Source organism: Gimesia sp., from assembly GCF_040219335.1.
Classification (GTDB): domain Bacteria; phylum Planctomycetota; class Planctomycetia; order Planctomycetales; family Planctomycetaceae; genus Gimesia.
On sequence record NZ_JAVJSQ010000007.1, the window covers coordinates 255267 to 275621 of the forward strand.

22 protein-coding genes are annotated in these 20355 nt (G+C 53.8%); 19 read left to right on the forward strand and 3 right to left on the reverse strand.

The genetic code is table 11. The features are described 5' to 3' along the window. The first annotated feature begins 10 nt into the window (after positions 1 to 10). The 4 genes from RID21_RS08270 (at position 11) to RID21_RS08285 (ending at position 4767) form a co-directional block, all read left to right on the forward strand. The gene (locus RID21_RS08270; protein ID WP_350188175.1) at positions 11 to 1243 is read left to right on the forward strand and encodes an LL-diaminopimelate aminotransferase; all 1233 of its coding nucleotides are present in this window, start codon (positions 11 to 13) and stop codon (positions 1241 to 1243) included. Positions 1244 to 1502: 259 nt separating this feature from the next. After that, positions 1503 to 2204 (forward strand): BamJ family beta-barrel-assembly machinery protein, encoded by a 702-nt coding sequence (bamJ, locus tag RID21_RS08275; protein ID WP_145193577.1) that lies wholly within the window; start codon positions 1503 to 1505, stop codon positions 2202 to 2204. 274 nt (positions 2205 to 2478) lie between these two features. Then, on the forward strand, positions 2479 to 3558 hold the full coding sequence (locus tag RID21_RS08280) for a hypothetical protein (protein ID WP_350188176.1): 1080 nt from the start codon (positions 2479 to 2481) through the stop codon (positions 3556 to 3558). Between the two features lie 168 nt (positions 3559 to 3726). After that, entirely contained in the window at positions 3727 to 4767 is a 1041-nt protein-coding gene (locus RID21_RS08285; RefSeq protein ID WP_350188177.1) for a ThiF family adenylyltransferase, read from the forward strand. 12 nt (positions 4768 to 4779) lie between these two features. On the opposite strand, the gene RID21_RS08290 is transcribed toward RID21_RS08285, so the two are convergent. Next, entirely contained in the window at positions 4780 to 6324 is a 1545-nt protein-coding gene (locus RID21_RS08290; protein ID WP_350188178.1) for an alpha/beta hydrolase-fold protein, read from the reverse strand. Between the two features lie 113 nt (positions 6325 to 6437). On the opposite strand from RID21_RS08290, the gene RID21_RS08295 reads away from it, so the two are divergent. From RID21_RS08295 to RID21_RS08305, 3 genes are all read left to right on the forward strand, one after another. Beyond that, on the forward strand, positions 6438 to 6671 hold the full coding sequence (locus RID21_RS08295; protein ID WP_350188179.1) for a SlyX family protein: 234 nt from the start codon (positions 6438 to 6440) through the stop codon (positions 6669 to 6671). Positions 6672 to 6806: 135 nt separating this feature from the next. After that, positions 6807 to 8291: a sulfatase family protein gene (locus RID21_RS08300; protein WP_350188180.1), complete on the forward strand. Its 1485-nt coding sequence runs from the start codon at positions 6807 to 6809 to the stop codon at positions 8289 to 8291. Positions 8292 to 8613: 322 nt separating this feature from the next. Beyond that, entirely contained in the window at positions 8614 to 9660 is a 1047-nt protein-coding gene (locus RID21_RS08305; protein WP_350188181.1) for a fatty acid desaturase family protein, read from the forward strand. A gap of 81 nt (positions 9661 to 9741) precedes the next feature. Here the strand turns inward: RID21_RS08305 and RID21_RS08310 are convergent, their stop codons facing one another. After that, positions 9742 to 10764, reverse strand: a complete 1023-nt coding sequence (locus RID21_RS08310; protein ID WP_350188182.1) for a sugar phosphate isomerase/epimerase family protein — start codon at positions 10762 to 10764, stop codon at positions 9742 to 9744. A gap of 231 nt (positions 10765 to 10995) precedes the next feature. Beyond that, entirely contained in the window at positions 10996 to 12327 is a 1332-nt protein-coding gene (ahcY, locus tag RID21_RS08315) for an adenosylhomocysteinase (protein ID WP_350188183.1), read from the reverse strand. 437 nt (positions 12328 to 12764) lie between these two features. On the opposite strand from ahcY, the gene metF reads away from it, so the two are divergent. The 12 genes from metF (at position 12765) to RID21_RS08375 (ending at position 20347) form a co-directional block, all read left to right on the forward strand. Continuing rightward, positions 12765 to 13646: a methylenetetrahydrofolate reductase [NAD(P)H] gene (gene metF, locus RID21_RS08320; protein ID WP_350188184.1), complete on the forward strand. Its 882-nt coding sequence runs from the start codon at positions 12765 to 12767 to the stop codon at positions 13644 to 13646. 52 nt (positions 13647 to 13698) lie between these two features. After that, positions 13699 to 14556 (forward strand): shikimate dehydrogenase, encoded by an 858-nt coding sequence (gene aroE / locus RID21_RS08325; protein WP_350188185.1) that lies wholly within the window; start codon positions 13699 to 13701, stop codon positions 14554 to 14556. 326 nt (positions 14557 to 14882) lie between these two features. Further along, on the forward strand, positions 14883 to 15704 hold the full coding sequence (locus tag RID21_RS08330) for an ADP-ribosylglycohydrolase family protein (protein ID WP_350188186.1): 822 nt from the start codon (positions 14883 to 14885) through the stop codon (positions 15702 to 15704). Next, a complete protein-coding gene (locus RID21_RS08335) occupies positions 15685 to 16134 on the forward strand; it encodes a hypothetical protein (RefSeq protein ID WP_197996907.1) in 450 nt (149 codons plus the stop codon). The genes RID21_RS08330 and RID21_RS08335 overlap by 20 nt, the downstream gene beginning before the upstream one ends. Further along, positions 16131 to 16571: a DUF6188 family protein gene (locus RID21_RS08340; protein WP_350188187.1), complete on the forward strand. Its 441-nt coding sequence runs from the start codon at positions 16131 to 16133 to the stop codon at positions 16569 to 16571. The genes RID21_RS08335 and RID21_RS08340 overlap by 4 nt, the downstream gene beginning before the upstream one ends. A 44-nt stretch (positions 16572 to 16615) precedes the next feature. Beyond that, positions 16616 to 17047 carry an NUDIX hydrolase gene (locus RID21_RS08345; RefSeq protein ID WP_350188188.1) on the forward strand — a complete coding sequence of 144 codons (432 nt, stop codon included), beginning with the start codon at positions 16616 to 16618 and terminating at the stop codon, positions 17045 to 17047. 94 nt (positions 17048 to 17141) lie between these two features. Next, positions 17142 to 17450, forward strand: coding sequence for a hypothetical protein (locus RID21_RS08350; RefSeq protein ID WP_145193541.1), 309 nt, complete (start codon positions 17142 to 17144; stop codon positions 17448 to 17450). Between the two features lie 60 nt (positions 17451 to 17510). Beyond that, complete coding sequence (locus RID21_RS08355) at positions 17511 to 17996, forward strand: macro domain-containing protein (RefSeq protein WP_350188189.1); 486 nt, start codon at positions 17511 to 17513, stop codon at positions 17994 to 17996. Further along, positions 17965 to 18678, forward strand: coding sequence for an alpha-ketoglutarate-dependent dioxygenase AlkB family protein (locus RID21_RS08360; RefSeq protein WP_350188190.1), 714 nt, complete (start codon positions 17965 to 17967; stop codon positions 18676 to 18678). Before RID21_RS08355 ends, RID21_RS08360 begins: the two co-directional genes overlap by 32 nt. 112 nt (positions 18679 to 18790) lie before the next feature. After that, positions 18791 to 19033, forward strand: coding sequence for a hypothetical protein (locus RID21_RS08365; RefSeq protein ID WP_350188191.1), 243 nt, complete (start codon positions 18791 to 18793; stop codon positions 19031 to 19033). Between the two features lie 9 nt (positions 19034 to 19042). Further along, on the forward strand, positions 19043 to 19345 hold the full coding sequence (locus RID21_RS08370) for a hypothetical protein (protein ID WP_350188192.1): 303 nt from the start codon (positions 19043 to 19045) through the stop codon (positions 19343 to 19345). A gap of 135 nt (positions 19346 to 19480) precedes the next feature. Then, the gene (locus RID21_RS08375) at positions 19481 to 20347 is read left to right on the forward strand and encodes a hypothetical protein (protein WP_350188193.1); all 867 of its coding nucleotides are present in this window, start codon (positions 19481 to 19483) and stop codon (positions 20345 to 20347) included. Positions 20348 to 20355 lie beyond the last annotated feature (8 nt).

Here is a 20355-nt window from a genome sequence, read left to right on the forward strand (position 1 = left end):
AGGCGTAAACATGGCTTTGATTAACGATCACTACCTGAAGCTCAAGGCGGGTTATCTCTTTCCAGAAATCGGACGTCGCGTCAATAAATTCTGCGAAGAAAACCCGGATGCAGCCGTGATCAAGCTGGGCATCGGCGATGTGACCGAACCCCTGCCCGCCGCCATTCGTGAAGCCATGCACAAAGCCGTCGACGAAATGGGTGACCCCACAACATTCCATGGCTACGGTCCCGAGCAGGGTTACGGCTTCCTGCGGGAAGCGATTGCCAAAAATGATTTTCACTCTCGGGGCATCGATGTCGCTGCAGATGAGATTTTCGTCTCCGACGGTTCCAAGTGTGACACGGGGAACATCCTCGACATCTTCGGTGCCGACAATAGGGTCGCGGTGACGGATCCCGTCTATCCCGTCTATGTCGATACCAACGTGATGACCGGCCGCACCGGAGCCGCTGATGACAGCGGACGTTATGCAGGTCTGACCTATCTGCCCGTGACGGCAGAAAACGACTTCGTGGCAGAACTGCCCGAATCTCCCGTCGATCTGATCTACCTCTGCTATCCCAACAATCCGACCGGAACCGTCGCCACCCGCGAAACACTCAAGAAGTGGGTTGATTACGCCAAAGAAAACGGCTCGATCATTCTGTTCGATGCTGCCTATGAAGCATTCATTACCGATCCGGAAATTCCGCACTCGATTTATGAAATCGAAGGCGCCCGGGATGTCGCGATCGAATTCCGCAGCTTCAGTAAGAACGCCGGCTTCACTGGAACCCGTTGTGCGTTCACCGTCGTCCCGAAGTCATTGAAAGGGAAAACATCGACCGGAGAAACTGCCGATATTCATCCACTCTGGAACCGCCGTCATTGCACGAAATTCAACGGCGTTTCTTACATCATCCAGCGAGGTGCGGAAGCAGCTTACTCTGATGCTGGTAAAGAGCAGATCCAGGGACTGATTTCCTTCTATCTCGAGAATGCACGTTTGTTACGTGAAGGTCTGGAAGCGGTAGGCATCTCGGTCTATGGTGGCGTCAACGCCCCTTATGTCTGGCTCAAGACCCCCGGCGATTCAACGAGCTGGGACTTTTTCGATGAACTGCTCCAGAAAGCACACCTCGTGGGAACGCCGGGCAGCGGCTTTGGTGCCTCCGGAGAAGGTTACTTCCGGTTAAGTGCTTTCAACAGCCGGGATAATATCAACGAAGCGGTGACCCGTTTCCAGAAAGTCGTGAGCTAGACTCCTGGATTGATTTGAACGGAGAAGTACGAGAGAAACCCCTGTTTTTCAGGTCGAGGATGCTTTATTGTAGACACTTCCGGGGCGCCTCTCCTATAATTGAGAATCTGTTTTCGTCCAAGTTCCTCTCTGCGAGAGGACACCATGCAATACACCCCTGCTAATTCCGGGCGCATTTCGCGAGTGTCCGGAATCTCGCCGACCCGTATGGTCTCTCCTGTAAATCTTCGTTTTCACTATTCACCGAAAGGTTTTACTCATGTCAAAATGGCATCTTACTGCCTGTCTCTGTATTGCGTTCTTCGGATGCGCGTCTCTGGCGCAAGCTCAAAATGAAAAATCCCAGCTGAAAGATCAGAAGCAGAAAGTCAGCTACGGTATTGGATACAATCTCGGTCAGAATCTCATGCGGGATAACCTGGATCTGGATCCCCAGGTTCTGGCAAAAGGCATCATGGATGCCATGACCAAACAGAAACCACAGATGACCGAAGACGAAATTCGGGCCACCCTGCTCGCATTCCAGCAGCAGCTGCAGAAAGACGCTCAGACCAAAATGCAGAAAGAAGCCGAGGCAAACGTTGCCAAAGGCAAGAAATTCCTGGCAGACAACGCCAAAAAAGAGGGCGTCAAAACCACTAAGAGTGGTCTGCAGTATAAGGTCATCAAATCCGGTTCAGGGAAAACTCCTAAATTGACCGATGAAGTGACGACTCACTATCGGGGCACCCTGATCGACGGCACCGAATTCGACAGCTCCTACAAACGGAAGCAGCCAGCAACATTCCCCGTCAACCGGGTGATCGGTGGCTGGACCGAAGCACTGCAGCTGATGAAAGAAGGCGACAAATGGCAGCTCTTCATTCCCAGTGATCTGGCCTACGGCGAGCGGGGATCGGGACCTGATATCGGACCCAACGAAGTCCTCATCTTCGACATCGAACTGCTGAAAGTGAACTAAGCTGATTCGCCTGTTTCACTAACAGTGTGTCTGAAATATCAAACCGGCGTCTTTTCGAAGGCGTCGGTTTTTTTACGTCTCATCTGATGTCTGACTGTAGCGATTTTTTGGTTCCTGTGGATTCTGGACTGCCCAATTCCGCCGAACTGATGTTTTTTATACATATCCAATTTCACAGATGTTGTTTTTTGTGAGCTAGAGTTCACGGTGACTGAAACCATTAGTCTCAATCTACCGCCAATCTACGCCAACAGAAAACAGGGCCGAATCAGATATGAACTCGCAACAGCATCAGTTACTGGAGGAGTCACAAGCGACTCATTCTCAGCCAACCTGCTCCGAATGTGGTACGCACGAACCCTGGGGACTCTCTTCCTGGTGTCCGAAATGCGGCTATTATCCCGCGTTAGGCAAATGTGTCGGACAGCCGGATCTGCAGGCTGGTGCCGAGCAAAAACCTCAGCCGCAGACCATCTGGGAGTTGATTCCTGAATGGGCCTGGGTCCTGGGACTGGGAGTCATCGGTTCAATCGGACTGAGTATCGCAGGGCGGTTCCTCACCCAGAATCCGGCAGAACTCTGCCTGTGGACGCTGACCCAGGCGAGCGCAGGAGCGCTGATGTTCCTGATCGGGCAATTTATCGCCTATCTGTATGCGGTTTCCAAATCAGCGGAATTCGGGATCTTGAGTATCGTTCTGAACCCGTTCAAAATCTGGCGACCGACCATCAGCCGATTCCCCGAAGGAGCCTGGAAACTTGACATGGCGGTCTGGGGACTGACACTGACCGTCGGGGCCTTTGCGATTGTAGGTGGATTTGAATTCGATTCCCTGTTTGATGACTGGGGAGTGCGTAAGACCGCCAACGTGAACCTGGTTTCTTCCATCGTCGATCAGGCGAAAGAACATGAAGGTGACGGGGCTGAAAACCTCGAAGATGCTCTGAATGACTTCGCTGGTGGAACCGAAGAAGCAGGCAAGGAAATGATTCCCGAAGAAGAGGGAACCACAGGACAACTGCCCGAGTTCGACTGTCTGCTGGTCGGTTACACGACCCTGTCTGACGGACGGATCGATTCCGTCCTGCTGGCGTCCTCGTTTAATAAAAAACTGACCTATGCCGGGAAGCTCAACGCAACCGACATTCCAGCAGAAGTTCTGGAAGAATGGCAGCAGCGACTGCCCAGACTGGAGCAGTTTGCACCGTTCGTCAAAGTCAAAACCAAGGGGCCGACCACCTGGATCAAACCGAAGATCACGGTCAATGTCGCCTCCAAGGGTTGGGCTGAAACCGACCAGCAGTTGATCAAACCAAAGTTTGTGTCACTGCTGCAGGAGATCAGTGTCGACTAGGCACCGTGTTGAATAATTGAAGTAGGAAGAGACGAACCCCGCTGCGAAGGTAGCGGGGTTCGTTGTTTTACCACCGGAGGATTGCCGCCGCCCCTGTTTTCCCCGGCGGGGAATGCTAGAATAAGGACTCAGGAAATACTTCATTCAGCATACGGGCAGTCAGCAAGCATGAAACCGGAATTGGAACGTTACAGTCGTCAGGTCCTCTTTTCTGAACTGGGCGAAGCGGGTCAGACGAACCTGATGCAGGGCCGCGTCTTACTCTGTGGATGTGGGGCGCTGGGAACCGTACTCGCGGAAACACTGGTTCGCGCAGGCGTGGGCCAGATCAAAATTGTCGACCGCGATTTCGTCGAGATCAGCAACCTGCAGCGGCAGGTTCTGTTTGATGAGTCGGACGTCGCAGCCAAACTGCCCAAAGCAATCGCAGCTGCTGAAAAACTGAAGAAGATCAACAGTACCGTCAACATCGAGCCGATTGTCGCCGACATCGATCATACCAATATCCTGTCCCTCGCCAAAGACGTCGACCTGATCCTGGACGGCACCGATAACTTCGAAGTCCGGTATCTGATCAATGATGTCTCACTGGAACTGGGCATCCCCTGGATCTACTGCGGCTGTATCGGCAGTACCGGTCAGACGATGACCATTCTACCCGGTAAGACTGCCTGCCTGCGTTGTCTGATCGATACCGCTCCCGAACCGGGCAGCACCGAAACCTGCGACACCGCGGGCATTCTGGGACCCACGGTCAATGTGATCGCTTCGCTGGAAGCCGTCGATGCGATCAAACTGCTCGCCGGGAAAGAAGATCTCATCAAACCGGTGCTCACCGTGGTCGATATCTGGGAAGGCTCGTATCGACAGATGAGCGTCGCGGACCTCAGAGAAAAATCGGGCTGCAAAGCCTGTCACCAGGGAGAACGCGTCTGGTTGAAAGGGGAACAGGGTTCACGTACCACGCGGCTCTGTGGTCGTAACGCGGTACAGGTCGCTCCCGCCGATAAAGGTAAGATTGTCTTCGAAGATCTGGCAGAAAAACTGAAGCATTCTGGTGAAGTCGACTTCAATCCTTATCTGCTGCGATTGAATCTGAAAAACCCCGACTACGAAATCAGTCTGTTCCGTGACGGACGCGCGATCATTAAAGGGACCGACGATCCCGCGATCGCCAAAACGGTCTACGCCCGTTACATCGGCAGCTGACCGAAGCCCGGTTCACCGGGACTCTGTTTTCAGCGCGGATTCGATCTCTGCCCGATGCGCGAGAAACGCCTGCACCATCTCGCGGCGGATACGCATCACCAGTTCCCGGGTCATCAGCGTCGAGTGATCTTTACCAGGATGAATTTCTACGACCGACTGCGCGTCAACTTGCTGGTTCAGCTTATCGAGCGAGAGTTTGAGCAGCACCGTGGCTCCCGTCAGGTAAAACGTATCTTCCTCACCCATGAAGACGTGGATTTTACCTGCCAGTTGCGGTCCCAGATTCTCCCAGTTCTCCTCCAGGATCAGGCGAATGTCATACGCTTTCCAGGTTTCGGCAACCCGGGGATCGATCTTACCTGTCTCCCGGTCATACAGTTTCAGTGGCCTGCCGTCAGCACCACGCGGGGAAAAGACGGCTTCAAAGCTTCTTAGCTGACCGCCGTAACCGAGCACCTGTTCCATTTTCGCGAATGGTTCAAACCAGAGGATCGGTTTCCCGCCACGACGCCCCAATGGCCGTGGTCGGCCATTCGCATCGCGATAGACGTTGCTGTCCGTTTCATAGATATTGATCAGCTGAAAGTCGCGAAAATCGACCGGGTCGGGAGCGGTACTCCAGGTTCCGCCAAACTGATCGGGATAAGTAATCTGCAACCACAGCGAAGACCAGCCTCCCGAGGAATGACCGGTAAGGAATCGCGCCCGTGGATGGGGGATCGCCCGGAAAGACTTTTCCAGTACCGGCAGGAACTCAGTCGTGAAGGCTTTCCCCACCGGACCATTGGTGGCGGAATCGGCAAACACGTGATGGCCCCACTGGCACTGGGGGTTCAACTGCACCCGCAGAAACTCAACCCCCTGCTCATTCTGTTCGGCAATTGGTTCATTCCGAATTCCCCGCATGTGGTCGCCGCCAAATCCGGGAATGGAATAGATGACGGGATATTTCCGCTGCGGCTGGCTGTAATAACTTTGTGGCAGTAAGACCGAGGCTTCCAGAAATGTCTCGCGACCATGAAATTGGGAAAGCAGTTCAGAACGCACCCGGATCTGTTTACTCCAGCGGGTTTCGGGAAACGGTTTCGCGGGTACCAGTGAATCGATGGTTAACAACGGCGGCTGAGTTGAGACCACGGAGTCCACACGGAGAACCTGGCTATAGCCGTTGCCCGGGCCGGTGCCGATCTTCGGCTCTCCTGCATTGAAACGTGCGACAGCCTGCACCTGATAACCGTTCAGATTCATGTCCGCATACGAGTCTGGATAAGAGAGCAGCCCGGGAGTCTCGGCAGAAAATTCGAGTCTCTCGCCCGGCTTCCAGTTGGTCACATCCCGCGCCACAAAGAACTCGGGATTAAACCACGAAGGACCCAGCCGGGGTTCACGACCGGAGCGGGTGAAGAACAGATAGACGCGCCCCGTAAACGGCTGTGAATGGACGGCCTTCGTAAATTGGACCTCAAACCGCTGCTGAGCAGCTTCTGCAGGCAAGACCTGAAACAGTGTGAACAGAAGGGACAACGTCAGCAAGCGAAGTTGAAATGCGGGAATCATGATGAATCTGATCTGAGCCTGTTTCAAAGTGGACCGTGCGCGAATAAAATCTCCCTACATCATAACCGGCGGAACCCCGCTGAAAAGCCGCTTTCCCGAAAGATCAAAGTCCCATGAGTGAATCAGCTTCTCGCCTGGAAGAAGTCTCTTCCCGCCTGAACCAGATTGAATCAGTGCTGATGCACCTGCAGCACGATGTTGAGCAATTGAACACGGCGATCCTGCATCAGAATGATGTGCTGGATAAGCTGAGTCGATCCATGAAGTTACTGGATAACCGCATCGGGACACTCGAAGAAGAGGACGAAGGCCGGGACCCCCTCGAGGAGAAACCGCCTCATTATTGAGACGGCGAAGGTCGACAGAGCCACTGAAATGGGTCGTCATCAGGCAGACGACTTGCAAAACAGAATCGAATGCGACATGCTGAAAGTGCTCAACCTGGCAGCGTTTTTCAGTTTTCAGCCCGGAAGGTTCTGCTCATGTCACGCTTCTGTATTACTTCTGTCGTGCATTGTCTGATCGTTGTGGTCGCGCTGGTAAGTGCCGGTTTCCTGCAGGCCGCAGAACAGAAACGCCCCAACGTCGTGATCATCATGACCGACAATCACGGGGAGTGGACGCTGGGTTGTTACGGCAACAAGGACATCAAAACGCCGCACATTGATCAGCTGGCTCAGGAAGGCACGCTGTTTACGCGGGCCTTCGCCAACAACGCGGTCTGTTCGCCTACGCGGGCAACCTTCCTTACCGGCCTGATGCCTTGTCAGCATGGCGTGCACTGTTATCTCAGGCCACGCATCCAGACCGGTCCCGATTCCTACAATACGCTGGACGAATTTCAGACCATTCCCCAGATCCTGCACGATGCCGGCTATGTCTGTGGACTCTCGGGCAAATGGCATCTGGGCGACAACCTCTATCCCCAGGAAGGTTTTTCCTACTGGATCACCAAGCCGCACGGCGCAAGTTCCGGATTCTATGATCAGGAAGTGATCGAAGACGAAAAGATTCACAAAGAACCGACCTATCTTACCGATCTCTGGACGCAGCACGGTATCAAGTTCATCAAACAGAATCAGGATAAACCCTTCTTCCTGTTTCTGGCGTATAACGGTCCCTATGGACTGGGTTCCGCGATGAAAGAGCCGATTAAAAACCGTTTCAAGGAAGAATACGAACAGCTGACCTTCCCCTCCTTCCCGCGAGAAAAAGCGCAGCCCTGGAACTTCAACTACGGAGACTGGATCGGAGACCTGGGCATCATTCGCAAATATGCAGCGGAAGTCTCAGGCGTGGATGATGGTGTCGGGCAAATCATGCAGACACTCAAAGAGCTGGGTCTCCGTGAAAATACGCTGGTTATTTTCACAGCCGACCAGGGGCTCTCGGGTGGACACAGTGGCTACTGGGGCATGGGTGATCATACCCGCCCCTTAACCGCCTTTGACTGGACGCTGACGATTCCGCTGATCTTCTCGCAACCAGGACAGATCGTAGAGGGAGCCCGGCAGAAGATGATGGTCGCGAATTACGATGTGTATCCCACTCTGCTCAACTACCTCGGCCTTGAGGATAAAATTCCAGCCAAACCTGCCCGACCTGGACGCAACTTTGCTCCCGTGCTCAAGGGGAAACAGATTCCCTGGAAGGAAGAGGTCTTCTACGAATTCGAAAACGTGCGGGCCGTTCGGACACCAGAGTGGAAGTTTATCGAACGCTATCATGAATCGCCCAACGAACTCTATCACCTGACCCAGGATTCAAAAGAACACAATAACCTGATCGATGATGCCCAGTACAAGCAGAAAAAAGACGCGCTGAAACAGCAGCTTGATCAGTTTTTCGCCCGCTATGCCGACCCCAAGTGGGATATCTGGAATGGTGGTCAGTCCAAAACTGTACTGATGACTCAAAAACTCTTCCCCAAGACCTATCTCTACCTGCCAGAACAGAAAAAGAAGTGAACGCCGGAATACTTTTCTGGTCCGATTCACAAATTTTTTCTGGTCAGCGCCTGGGGTAACTGATATAAATTATCCAATCGATACAATTTATCAATGTTATCCAGGTTGTGTCATTTGTCTGGTGATTCTTTTATGCAACGCGTTCTTTCGCGACATATCCTTTATGTGTCGGAAAGATAAGCAGACTGGGTAAAAACTGCTGCAGCTCCTGATTATCTGGTCCAAAAGTTGCAACTCACCTGATGTGGCACAAGCTCAACTTTCCGATACGTATTTAAACGAACCGTTTTGAAAGTCTGAGCACAACCAGGAGGTACGTGCGATGTCAGTGACCCTTTTCACTGCTAAAGAGATCGAAGATCTCGAAACAAAGTCGACAACTCCCCGTTTTTCACACTCACTGTTCGGATCCATCGCGATCATGGCGCTGGCATTCCAATGGCCCTCCTCTGCCTGGTACTTCCAGGTCGGCTGGACGATCATTGCTGCCTACAGCATGTTCTGCTGGTCGAGCTGTTTTCATGAAACATCTCACCAGGGAATCTGTGGTAAAACCTGGGTCAGCGTCTGGCTGGGCCGCGCGATCGGCACCGGACTGTTGGTCTCTTATACCGCTTATCGCGAAGCCCATATCCGTCATCACGCTTATCTGAATAAGCCCGGTGACTGGGAACTGTGGCCGTACTCCGATCCCACAACGTCTCTGACATTCCGACGTATCTTCTGCTGGCTGGAGTTCCCTTTCGGATTCTTCACGTCACCTTTCGTCTACAGTCGGCTCTGTTTCAGCAAAAATACCCCGGTTAAAAACCCCAAGGTCATTCGCACCATGCGTCTGGAATACGCGGCGATGGCTGTGTTCTGGGCTGCCGTGCTGGGAACCATTGCCTGGTTCTCGCTCTGGCGTCCGTTCATCGTCGCCTGGGTCATTCCGCACTGGGTGGCCAGTGTGATTCAGACCTTCCGCAAATTCACCGAGCACCTGGGAATGAAGAGTTACGATCCGCTGCTCGGCACCCGGACCGTGATCGGCAATGGTCTGATCACCCGGATCTGCACTTACATCAACTTTGACATCTTCGTACACGGGCCGCACCATCGGCATCCCAAGATTGCCCATAACAAGCTGATTGAGAAAATGGACAACTATCAGCAGGACAATCCCGATACGAAGTACCCGGTATTTACGACTTACATGTCAGCCATCAAGCATACCCTCCCTGCCCTCTGGAAACCGGGCGTCGGTATGAACGTGGGTGCTCCCGCACCGAAGAAAGAAAAATGGCTGGGCGCAGACAACTTTGTCACCGATGTCGCACGCGAGATTCTCTCCGACCGCGATGTCTCCAAAGTACACCGCGCATCGTAGTCATCACAAAATAGAAAACGCCCCAGCTGTCATCAGGACACTGGGGCGTTTTTTTATGTAAACAGTCTGTCCGGATTCCGCTTATCTGCGGAACAGACGCCGACCGAACAGGCGACGACGCTGCGGTGCATAGTACCCTTCCTGTCCACAGCAGGGATCTGCGGTTTCCTCGGGAGTCAGCTCTTCGCGAACTTTGAGCAGCAGCTTCTTGCTGGCCTTGATGCCCGCGTACTCATCGAGCTTCTTGCCTTCATACTCAATGCCCACGTAACCGTGATAGCCGGCGTCCAGTACGATCTGCATCATCTTCACATAGTCGGTGTTGATCTCGTTACCATCTTTATCAAAATCGTGCGTTTTGGCACTGACGGCTTTGGCATAAGGCATCAGTTCTTTGACGCCTTTGTAGCGATCGTACTGCTCGCCGGTTTTGCGATCGAGTACGAAGTTTCCGAAGTCGGGCAGCGTGCCACATTCAGGCATGTTGACCATTTTCATCACACCGGCCAGCCAGGCACCGTTGGACGACAACCCGCCATGGTTTTCCACCAGCACGTTGATGCCGTACTTTTTGGCGAACTCAGTCAGGCGACGCAGACCATCGGCGGCCAGTTTCTGCTGTTCTTCGTAGCTGCCGTTGCTGCGGGCATTCACGCGAATGGAATGACAGCCCAGTGTCTTGGCAGCGGTAACCCACTTGTGATGATTTTTGATCGCCTGGGTCCGTTTTTTGGCATCCGGATCACCCAGAGCCCCTTCTCCGTCGATCATGATCAGCACGTTCTTAACGCCCACGTCGGCGGCACGCTGATTCATTTCCGCCAGGTATTTCTTGTCCTCAGCTTTATCTTTGAAGAACTGATTCACGTACTCGACCGCATTGATGCCGAACTCTTCTTTAGTGACTTTGGCAAAATCGAGGTTGTCCAGTTTGCCCCCGCGCAGTGCCCGGTGCAGCGACCATTGGGCCAGGGAGATCTTATACAGAGGCTGGTTCAATGCGGTGTTGGCCAGCAGGGAACCGGCCCAGCCGGAGACGGCCAGTCCTGTTGAAAAAGCGGCGGTCTGTTTCAGAAAGTCACGGCGCGATGAGGCTTGTGTCATGGGAGAATCTTTCTCTGTTCGTGTAATCGAAAAAACAGCATGCAGAGCACATCCTGTCTCAGGAATGAAAGCGGAACGGTCCGGCAGTGATCCCTCAACGCCAGACCGTTCCCGGATTATAGAAACTGGTTTCTGATGTGACAATCAGACTTTGACGCGGCGCATAAAAAGACCTCCGAATCACTATCGCAGCGATTCGGAGGTCCTGATTCAATCAAAGCCGTGTTACTCTTAGTAGCGGTAGTAGTCCGGCTTGTAGGGACCTTCTACTGGAATTCCCAGATACTCAGCCTGTGCGTCTGTGAGTTTGGACAGTTTCACGCCCAGTTTCTCCAGGTGCAGACGGGCGACTTCTTCGTCCAGCTGCTTAGGCAGCATGTAGACTCCGATTTCGTACTGGTCTTCGTTGTTCCAGAGTTCGATCTGGCCGATCACCTGGTTGGTGAAGCTGTTGGACATCACGAACGAGGGGTGGCCGGTGGCACAACCCAGGTTAACCAGACGGCCTTCGGCCAGCACGATGATCGCTTTGCCGTCGGGGTAGACGAACTTGTCGACCTGTGGCTTGATTTCGATCTGCTCGATATCGCTGCGGTTCTTCAGGTAGGCGACCTGAATTTCAGAGTCGAAGTGACCGATGTTGCAGACGATGGCTTCGTTCTTCATCTGGTCCATGTGATCGCCCCGGATGACGTCGCAGCAGCCGGTAGAGGTCACAAAGATGTCGCCGCGGCTGGCAGCATCTTCCATGGTGGTAACTTCGTAACCTTCCATGGCAGCCTGCAGAGCACAGATCGGATCGATTTCGGTGATCAGCACGCGGGCGCCGAGGCCTTTCATCGCGTCGGCACAGCCTTTACCCACATCGCCGTAACCACAGACAACAACGACCTTGCCGGCGATCATGATGTCGGTGGCCCGTTTGATTCCGTCAGCCAGCGATTCCCGGCAACCGTAGAGGTTGTCGAACTTGCTCTTGGTGACGGAGTCATTGACGTTGATGGCGGGAACGCCCAGTTTGCCCTGTTCGAACATCTGGTGCAGGCGGTGCACGCCGGTCGTGGTCTCTTCGGTCAGACCTTTGATCTCCTTCAGCAGCTCGGGATACCTTTCATGGACCATCACGGTCAGGTCGCCGCCGTCGTCGAGGATCATGTTCAGACCTTCGCCGTTGGGCCAGAACAGAGTCTGCTCGATACACCAGTCAAATTCCTCTTCGTTCATCCCTTTCCAGGCGAAGACGGGAACACCGGTGGCAGCGATGGCTGCAGCAGCGTGATCCTGGGTGGAGAAAATGTTACAGCTGGACCAGCGGACTTCAGCGCCCAGAGCGGTCAGAGTTTCGATCAGCACAGCTGTCTGAATGGTCATGTGCAGACAGCCGGCGATCCGGGCTCCTTTCAGAGGCTGATCTTTTCCGTACTTTTCCCGCAGTGCCATCAAACCTGGCATTTCCGTTTCTGCCAGCTCGATTTCCTTGCGACCCCAGGCAGCGAGTTTCTGGAATTCTTCTTCGCTGTAATCCTTCACTTTATACGGCAACGGGTTGGTTTCGGTGGACATTCTCAATCCTTGTTGATTCAGTTGGAAAAGGGGAAATTTGATTCATCTTCAAGCGGAAACCGACTTGAATCATGTTATTATAGTTGCTTTACTTAAGCAGACCAATTAATTGACGATGAATCTCAGCGGGTTTCATCGATTTCGGCCAGAGACGCGACCCTGATCAGAAGCGGGCCACCTCTGGTTGAGTGCCTCTCGCTCCCATCTCAGATTGCGATCACAGTCTGCCTTTCAGGCCGCTGTTTCAGGAGTTGGCAAATAGTCAGTTAGAATGGTCTCTGCGTTGATTGCAAGATAGGTAAATCCAGCCGGACTGGCAATAGAAAATGCAGATTTGTTGACCGGCAAAACCCATAATTTATACACTACGCGAGTCGTAACTTCGTGGTATAAACTCGTACCGAGTTCGCCTCACCCCTTCGAGACAAGATAAGATAATGCGAATCAGCGAAATTTATCGTTCGGGAACCTTTGGTCTCTCTGTAGAAATTTTCCCTCCCAAAAATGAAAGTGGCGATGCAGAGTTGTTTCGTACACTGGAGGAACTGGTTCGTTACAAACCTGCTTTCGTCTCCTGTACTTATGGCGCGGGCGGATCTACCAGCAAGCGAACCATCGAACTCTGCGATACCATTCAGAAAGACCTGCATTCGACTGCGACGGCCCACTTCACCTGTGTCGGTTCCACCCGCGAGCAACTGGTTGACTGGCTGAAGGAAGCCAGCGAGGCTGGCATCGGTAACATCATGGCACTCCGCGGGGACCCACCTAAGGGGGAAGAAACTTTCATCCCCGCAGACGGTGGTCTGAGGTATGCCAGCGAACTCGTCACCCTCATTCGTGAGAATTTCCCCAAGATGGGCATCGGTGTCGCCGGCTACCCCGAAGTGCACCCCGAGGCGCTGACTCCACAGGCTGATCTGGAAAACCTCAAACGAAAAGTCGATGCGGGCGCAGATGCGATCTACACCCAGCTCTTCTTCAACAACCAGCACTTCTATCGCTTCCAGGAACGTTGTGCCCAGGCAGGCATTGATCGTCCAATCATCCCCGGCATCATGCCGATTACCGAATACCGGCGGATCCAGCGGATCATGTCGATGTGCAGTTCCGAGTTCCCTGCCGAGCTCGTGGGCCGGCTCGAAGCCGCTCAGGATGACCTCGATGCTCAGTTTGAGATCGGCGTGGAATACGCCATCGCGCAGTGCCAGGAGCTAATCGATGCGGGTGTTCCGGGCATGCACTTCTACGTGTTGAACCGTTCGCAGGCCTGCAAGCGGATTTTTGATGCCCTGGGCTGGCACGAATCCGTAGCCTGAACGGAGCCCCTTTTCTTCGCGACCAACAGACTCAACAGGGAGAAAGCACGACATGAATCAGCCGCTCAACTTCAAACAGGAACTGACGTGTGTGTTCGGACAACCGGTCGCAGAGAACCCCACGCAGTGCATGATGGAAGCTGCCTACAATGCCTGTGGTCTGGAATGGCGGTACCTGACAATTGAAGTGGCTCCCGAAAATCTGGCCCAGGCCGTCGGCGGTCTGCGGGCGATGGGCTTCCGCGGCGCGAATCTGACCATCCCGCATAAAGTCGAAGTCATCCAGTACCTCGATGGTATCAGCGATGCCGCCGCGATGATGGGGGCCGTGAACTGCATCGTCCACAAAGACGACCAGCTGCTGGGTGAGAACACCGACGGCAAAGGTTTCGTGCAGTCGTTAAAAGAAGTGACTGACCCGGCCGGTAAAAAGATCGTGATGTTTGGTGCCGGCGGCGCGGCGCGCGCGATTGGCGTGGAAACCGCCCTCGCAGGTGCAACTGAAATCTCGATCGTCAACCGCAGTGCCGAGCGCGGCGAGGCGCTCGCGCAGCTGCTTCAGGAAAAGACCAGCGTTCCCACCACGTTCACGAAATGGGATGGCAACTATACCCTCGCGGACGATGTGGACGTCGTCATCAACGCCACTTCGATCGGTCTCTTTCCCGATGTGGACGCCGTCTTCCCGCTCGACTTCGCTTCTCTCAAATCGAACATGATTGTCTCGGACGTGATTCCTAATCCTCCCGAGACCCACCTGCTCCGCGAAGCCGCCAAAGCTGGCTGCACCACCCTCGACGGTCTGGGCATGCTCGTCAACCAGGGCGTGATCGGTTTCCAGCTCTGGACCGGCGTGGACCCCGATCCCCAGGTGATGCGCGCCGCCCTCGAAGAAGTCTTCGGCGTCTGAAGAAAACGCACGCTGGGGTTTAACGGGAACGAATCCCCCCCAAATCCCGGGTGAGCCCGAATGCAATTCGGGCCGAGCGCAGCGAGCAGGAAACTGCCAGAGCAATAACACATTCAAGAGTAACCGTGTTACCACTCACTCCCTGGCGCAGGGTTTCGCTTCCTGATTCGTGCACGTGCCTTTCGTGGTAAATAAAACCAGGTATGCCCGAATGTAATTCGGGGCTACCTGTTGTTCATTTCATGGTGTAACATAACGTTGATACGTTTCGGATTGTGTGCAGGCACGTTTAAAGCTCGGGCGGGAATCAGAAAAGGATGTGTCGAATGTGGGGCGCAATTGCCGGTGATGTCATCGGTTCTTACTTCGAGCATGTGCCTACGAAGTCGACACAGTTCTATCTGTTTCGCGAAGAGTCGACATTCACCGACGATACAGTGCTCACAGCGGCGGTTGCGGACTGGCTGTTACATGACTCGGATCTGGTCAGCACGCTGCAGCGATATGTCAGACGCTATCCGGATGCCGGCTACGGACACACGTTTCTGACCTGGGCTCAGTTGCGACAGCGCATGCCCTACCAGAGTTGGGGGAACGGTTCTGCCATGCGGGTCAGCCCGGTGGCTTATGCTGCAGAAACAATGGCCGACTGTCTCTACCTGGCAAAAAAGTCAGCCGAGGTGACCCACAACCATCAGCAGGGGATTTACGGTGCCCAGGCGACGGCGGCCTGTGTCTTTCTGGCACGTACGGGAAAGTCGAAAGCAGAGATTCAAGACTTTGTCGAACATGAATTTCAGTACGATCTGCAGAGAACGCTGGAAGAGATCCGCCCCCATTATGTGTTCGATGTTTCCTGTCAGGGTTCGGTCCCGGAATCGATCATCGCCTTTCTGGAGTCGTCCGATTTCGAGTCGGCCATCCGCAATGCGATTTCACTGGGCGGTGATGCCGATACCATGGCCTGTATCGCCGGTGCGATCGCCGAACCCTTTTATGGCGGCGTCCCTGCAGAAATTTCGCAACAGGTTTTGCCACTGCTGGACGACCGATTACGAACGACCGTGCAGACGTTTCATGATCGCTTTGTCACCGGCGGTCTCCAAAACTCAGATAGAAATCAAAACGATGCAACTGAATCTGACTGAAGATGAGGCACTGGTACTCTTCGAACTGCTCTCCCGATTCTCGGAAGATTCGATTTTAGGAATTGCCGATCAGGCGGAGCAGCGTGTGCTCTGGAACCTTCAGGCAATATTGGAACAGGTGTTGCTTGAGCTATTCCAGGAAAACTATCAACAACAACTGGCGACTGCCCGTGATCGGCTTCGCGATGACGCCGGGCTCACAAATGCGGATCAAGAACAGCAAAAAGGGCGACTGGCACTCTGGCTGGAACCGAATCAGATCCGGTTCCTCGCGAATGAGTGGCGTAAGATCCCCCCGAATGCGCCCGAAACGGTTCGAAAAAAATGGGGCGAAGTGGCCTTTCGTTCGATGGCCGCCTTACATCAAGCCGGAATTGAGTATGAACCAGAGACCCCTCAGAGCGGGGAGGCGTATCAGGTAGATCAATGAAAACGCTCAGCTATAGCGGACGCAATCTGCTGCTGCCCCTCGCCGGTGATATGTTGGTCGCATTTCAGAAGACCGGACTGACGGGTCTGGTCTTTGAAGACAATGAATCGGTGCGATCTCTGATCCAGTTTGAGGACGAACTGCAAATTACGGATCTCTACGGTTCGCACACGCTGCGCGGGACAAAGCCTGGGGACGGATTCTGGCATGCGGAGCTGGAACGGCTCAACTATCTGATTGGCTTCCGGCTGACGTCAGCAGTTGCCCGGAATGATGGTTGTTTGACATTGGAGTTTGAAACCGGAGCCCGTCTGGAAGTACAATCGACAACCGGTTACGAAGCCTGGCATTTTCAGTGTCCGCTGCCACAGACTCCAACGAAGCAACATCCCATTTCCGTCTACGGAGATCACGGAAAACTGATTATTTCGTCCTAAACATCAACACCAACCATCATCCATAAATAAGACATACTCCAGGCATGCAGATCCGTAACAAAGTCATCATCTCCGTGATCCATCAGGGGCAGGTTCTGCTGGCAGAAGGCTATGATCCGCACCGCGAGTTTCTGTTCTATATTCCCGTGGGTGGCGGTGTGGAGTTCGGCGAGACCCTGGTAGCAGCCGCGAAACGGGAACTGTTTGAAGAACTGGGCATCACAGCGCACGCGCTGCAGTTCCTCGGTTTTCATGAATCCCACTTTGAATATCAAGGGATTCCGGAACATGAAATCATGTTCCACTATCTCTGCTCGATCGACGACTCAGTGCGCGACGCATTGCCGGAAACCGGAACGGAATCGGATGGAGTACCCTTCAAAGTGTTGTGGTTTTCGCGGGACGAACTGGCGACGGTCAAACAGCAACTGGTGCCACCCGGGATTTATGAACCGCTCCAATCTCAGTTGCAGTAGAGACTTACAGATTCAGACCGGGACAGCCGACTACTTCGCTCTGGATGAGTCGGAAACTGTGCGGTAACATGATTGAAAAAAGGGAAGCCCTTCGATGAAACGGTTTGACCTGTATCCTACGTTAATTAACTGGATGGCGATCTGCCTTGCGCTGCTGTTCGGCTTATACATCGAGTACAAAATTTATGGCGTTCCGTTCGGGCTGATCTGGATGCTGTTTATTCTCGGCGGTGAATGGTATCGCGTCTCCCGGATCGTAAACCAGCTGGCTCCCGAAGTGACCGTAGACCAGATTCAAAAATACTATTCCGGCGACGATGCCCGCAGATCACTTCCCTGGCGCGACCAGGTTCGGGGAATTAATCAGGAAACAGGCACAAAAAATGAGCCTGAGTGTGTCTGATTGACAGGAGGGAGAGGTCGTCCCCTCTTATAACAGACACCTTTGGAGCTGGTCGAATCGATGAATGTGGAAATTGTCAGCGGGAATATTCTTGAGCAACCTGTGGAAGTGATCGTCAACAGCTGGAACCGCAACGTGATTCCCTGGTGGCTGTTGTTACCTCAAGGCGTTTCGGGGGCGATCAAGAAACAGGGAGGATCGACGCCGTTTAAAGAGGTCGCGAAACAAGGCGCGATCCCCCTGGGAGAAGCCCGGCTGACGTCCGCGGGACGATTGCCTTATCGCGGTATCATCCATGTCGCCGGGATCAACCTGCTCTGGTTCGCAACCGAGTACTCGGTTACGCAGTCCGTCATCAACGCGATGAAGCTGGTCGACGAACATGAATTCCAGAGCGTCGCCTTTCCCCTGATCGGTTCGGGGTCCGGGAATCGGGGCAAAGACTGGTCGCTCGGCGTCATGCAACGTGCCCTGGCGAAGATCGACAGTCCCGCGCAGGTCAGGATTGTCAAATTTGAACCGCATTCGAGTCCTGCATCGACCTGAGTACCGGGATGCGAATGCAGACTGTTCTGCCAGGGCGAACCGAATCGGTGGAAATCCGGTCTATCATGCAGAATGGAAAATCAAAGCGGTTTCACTGCGACGCTGGTCAGTTGCTGGGACAGCGATTGGACTGACCAGTATTCAACGGAGACAATCTGCCATGCCGGAACCACAGCTGAAGCTCATTCCCGCCTTTCTGGATCAGCCGACGGAGTTATTTACGTTGCTGCGTGAGCAGGTCGTCTGGGATGAGAGAATGAAAGCCCGTAAGACTGCCAGCTTTGGTGTGGCTTACAACTATTCGCGAATCACTTATCCGTGGACCGTCATGCTACCCGCGTTAGAACCGGTCTGTGAGCGCATCGCGGAGGAGATCGGTTTTCTGCCTAATAACTGCCTGCTGAATTATTACGCCGACGGAAGGTCCACGATGGGCTATCACAGCGATTCTACCGAGGAGCTGCAGGCGGGGACCGGTGTAGTCATTGTTTCGCTGGGGGCGACCAGAGCGATTTCGTTTCGCAGCAGACAGGATCCGCAAGAAAAGTATTCCTACGAATTACAAAACGGCGATCTGTTGTATATGCGGAATGAGATCCAGGACGATTGGCAGCACGCGATTCCTCGCGACGCGGACGCCGGTCCGCGGATCAGTCTCACATTTCGCGAGATTGCCGACTGACCAGATTTTCGTTCACAGAAATAACTTGATTCCAGAAACAACGGCCCGACATAATTAAACCAGCTAGAACAGTTACTTAATTTCGACTCGCTGGTAAGCCTGAGGTCCTCTGATGAAATCGTTTTCCATTTCACGTAAACAATACTGGGTGTTTCTGATCGTCTTTTCCCTGTGTGCCCTGCTGGGAGTCGTCAGCCTGGTGATAGCCGAGCTCTATCTGCCAAACAATCCAGGGGGCATGGCCGGACGCGCTGCCATGTTTCGGTCAATGGGATTGGGAACGCTCGCCTGGTTGGGGATCGCAGTCTGGTCTGGCGCGATGCTTTGGATTACGCGGCAGACACACTCGGAGTGATCGCTCTCAATGACATCCAGACAGATCGCAGCCGGGTTGCTGGTGATTTTGTTAGCGTCCCTGCTCGGCTGGACGCTGATCCGTGGCGGGGGTGATCTCAAACTGCAACTGTTGCTGGTCCTGGGGATGATTCTCGGCACGCTGTACACGGTCTATGATCAGCTGCCTGACTGGCTGCTGCAGATCAGTGGAGGCAGGATCACGGCGGACGACGATCCGGGTAATCTTTCGCCTCGAGTCTATCTCACGGTCCTGTTGGTGGTGCTTCTGCTGGCGGCGGCCATTTTTGTTAGTGCCCTGCTGCTGATGTAATGATGCGGCTGATCTCCGGTGTGCTGAATCAGCGATGATCTCCCTGTTTTCGCCGGTTACTGCTTGCGGTCTCCCCCTGTGATGTGACATGATGTCTGTTCAATTGTGTATCAGGTCTGATTGAAGGGATGCGGAATGAAATTTGTGCTGCTGAGCTTGTTTGCAGTGATGTGCTTGCTGGGAACCGTTACTGCAGATGAGTTTGAGGTCGGGGGGAAGACTCTGGAGATACCCGCGCCAGAAGACTTCGTTCTGGTGACTCCCGCGATGGAAGAAGTTTACCATTACAGCCAGCTGGTGGACTCTGCCGACCTGTTGAATGAAAACGTGGCCTATTATATCTCCGCAGCGGAAGCGCCGGCTGCTTTGGAGGGGGAACTACCGGAACTTAAACGGACGTTCATTCTGAAGGCCAACCGAAAACTCAAAGACAAGGTAGTCGGTCTCGTCAATTTTCTGGAATTGAAAAAAGCGACCAAGCGCGAATACCGGCAGATCATTCAGGAAATCAAAGCCAAAGATCCCAAAATTTACGAGCGGCTCAATACCGGCATTCAGGAGCAGTTCGACCTGGCGACCGCAATCGAAGTTTCTCAGCTGGTCCCGTTTGAGCCTCATTTCGAATCCTCGCACGCGCTGGCCGTCTCGATGTTTCTCACAATCTATCTGCCACCGGAAGAAGGGGCAGCAGAGGAAGCGGAACCAGTAGAGGAGATCTCAGCAGCGACCGCGACTGTGATGAACGTGGGGGGCAAGCTGCTGTTTCTGTTTTGTTACGCACCCCAGGATGATCTGGAATGGACCCGCACCGCTTCCCGGGCCTGGACGAAAGCGATCATCGCTGCCAACGACAAGCCGCTTGTCGCGTCTTCCTATCCTTCAAACTTTGATCTGCTGAAGCCTGATCAGGGAGACAAAATCGCCAAATGGATTCTCATCGGAGCTGCTGTGCTGGTGGCTCTGGCGATCTTCGTGAAAAAGAACCGGATCAAGACCGACTGAAGGCACTC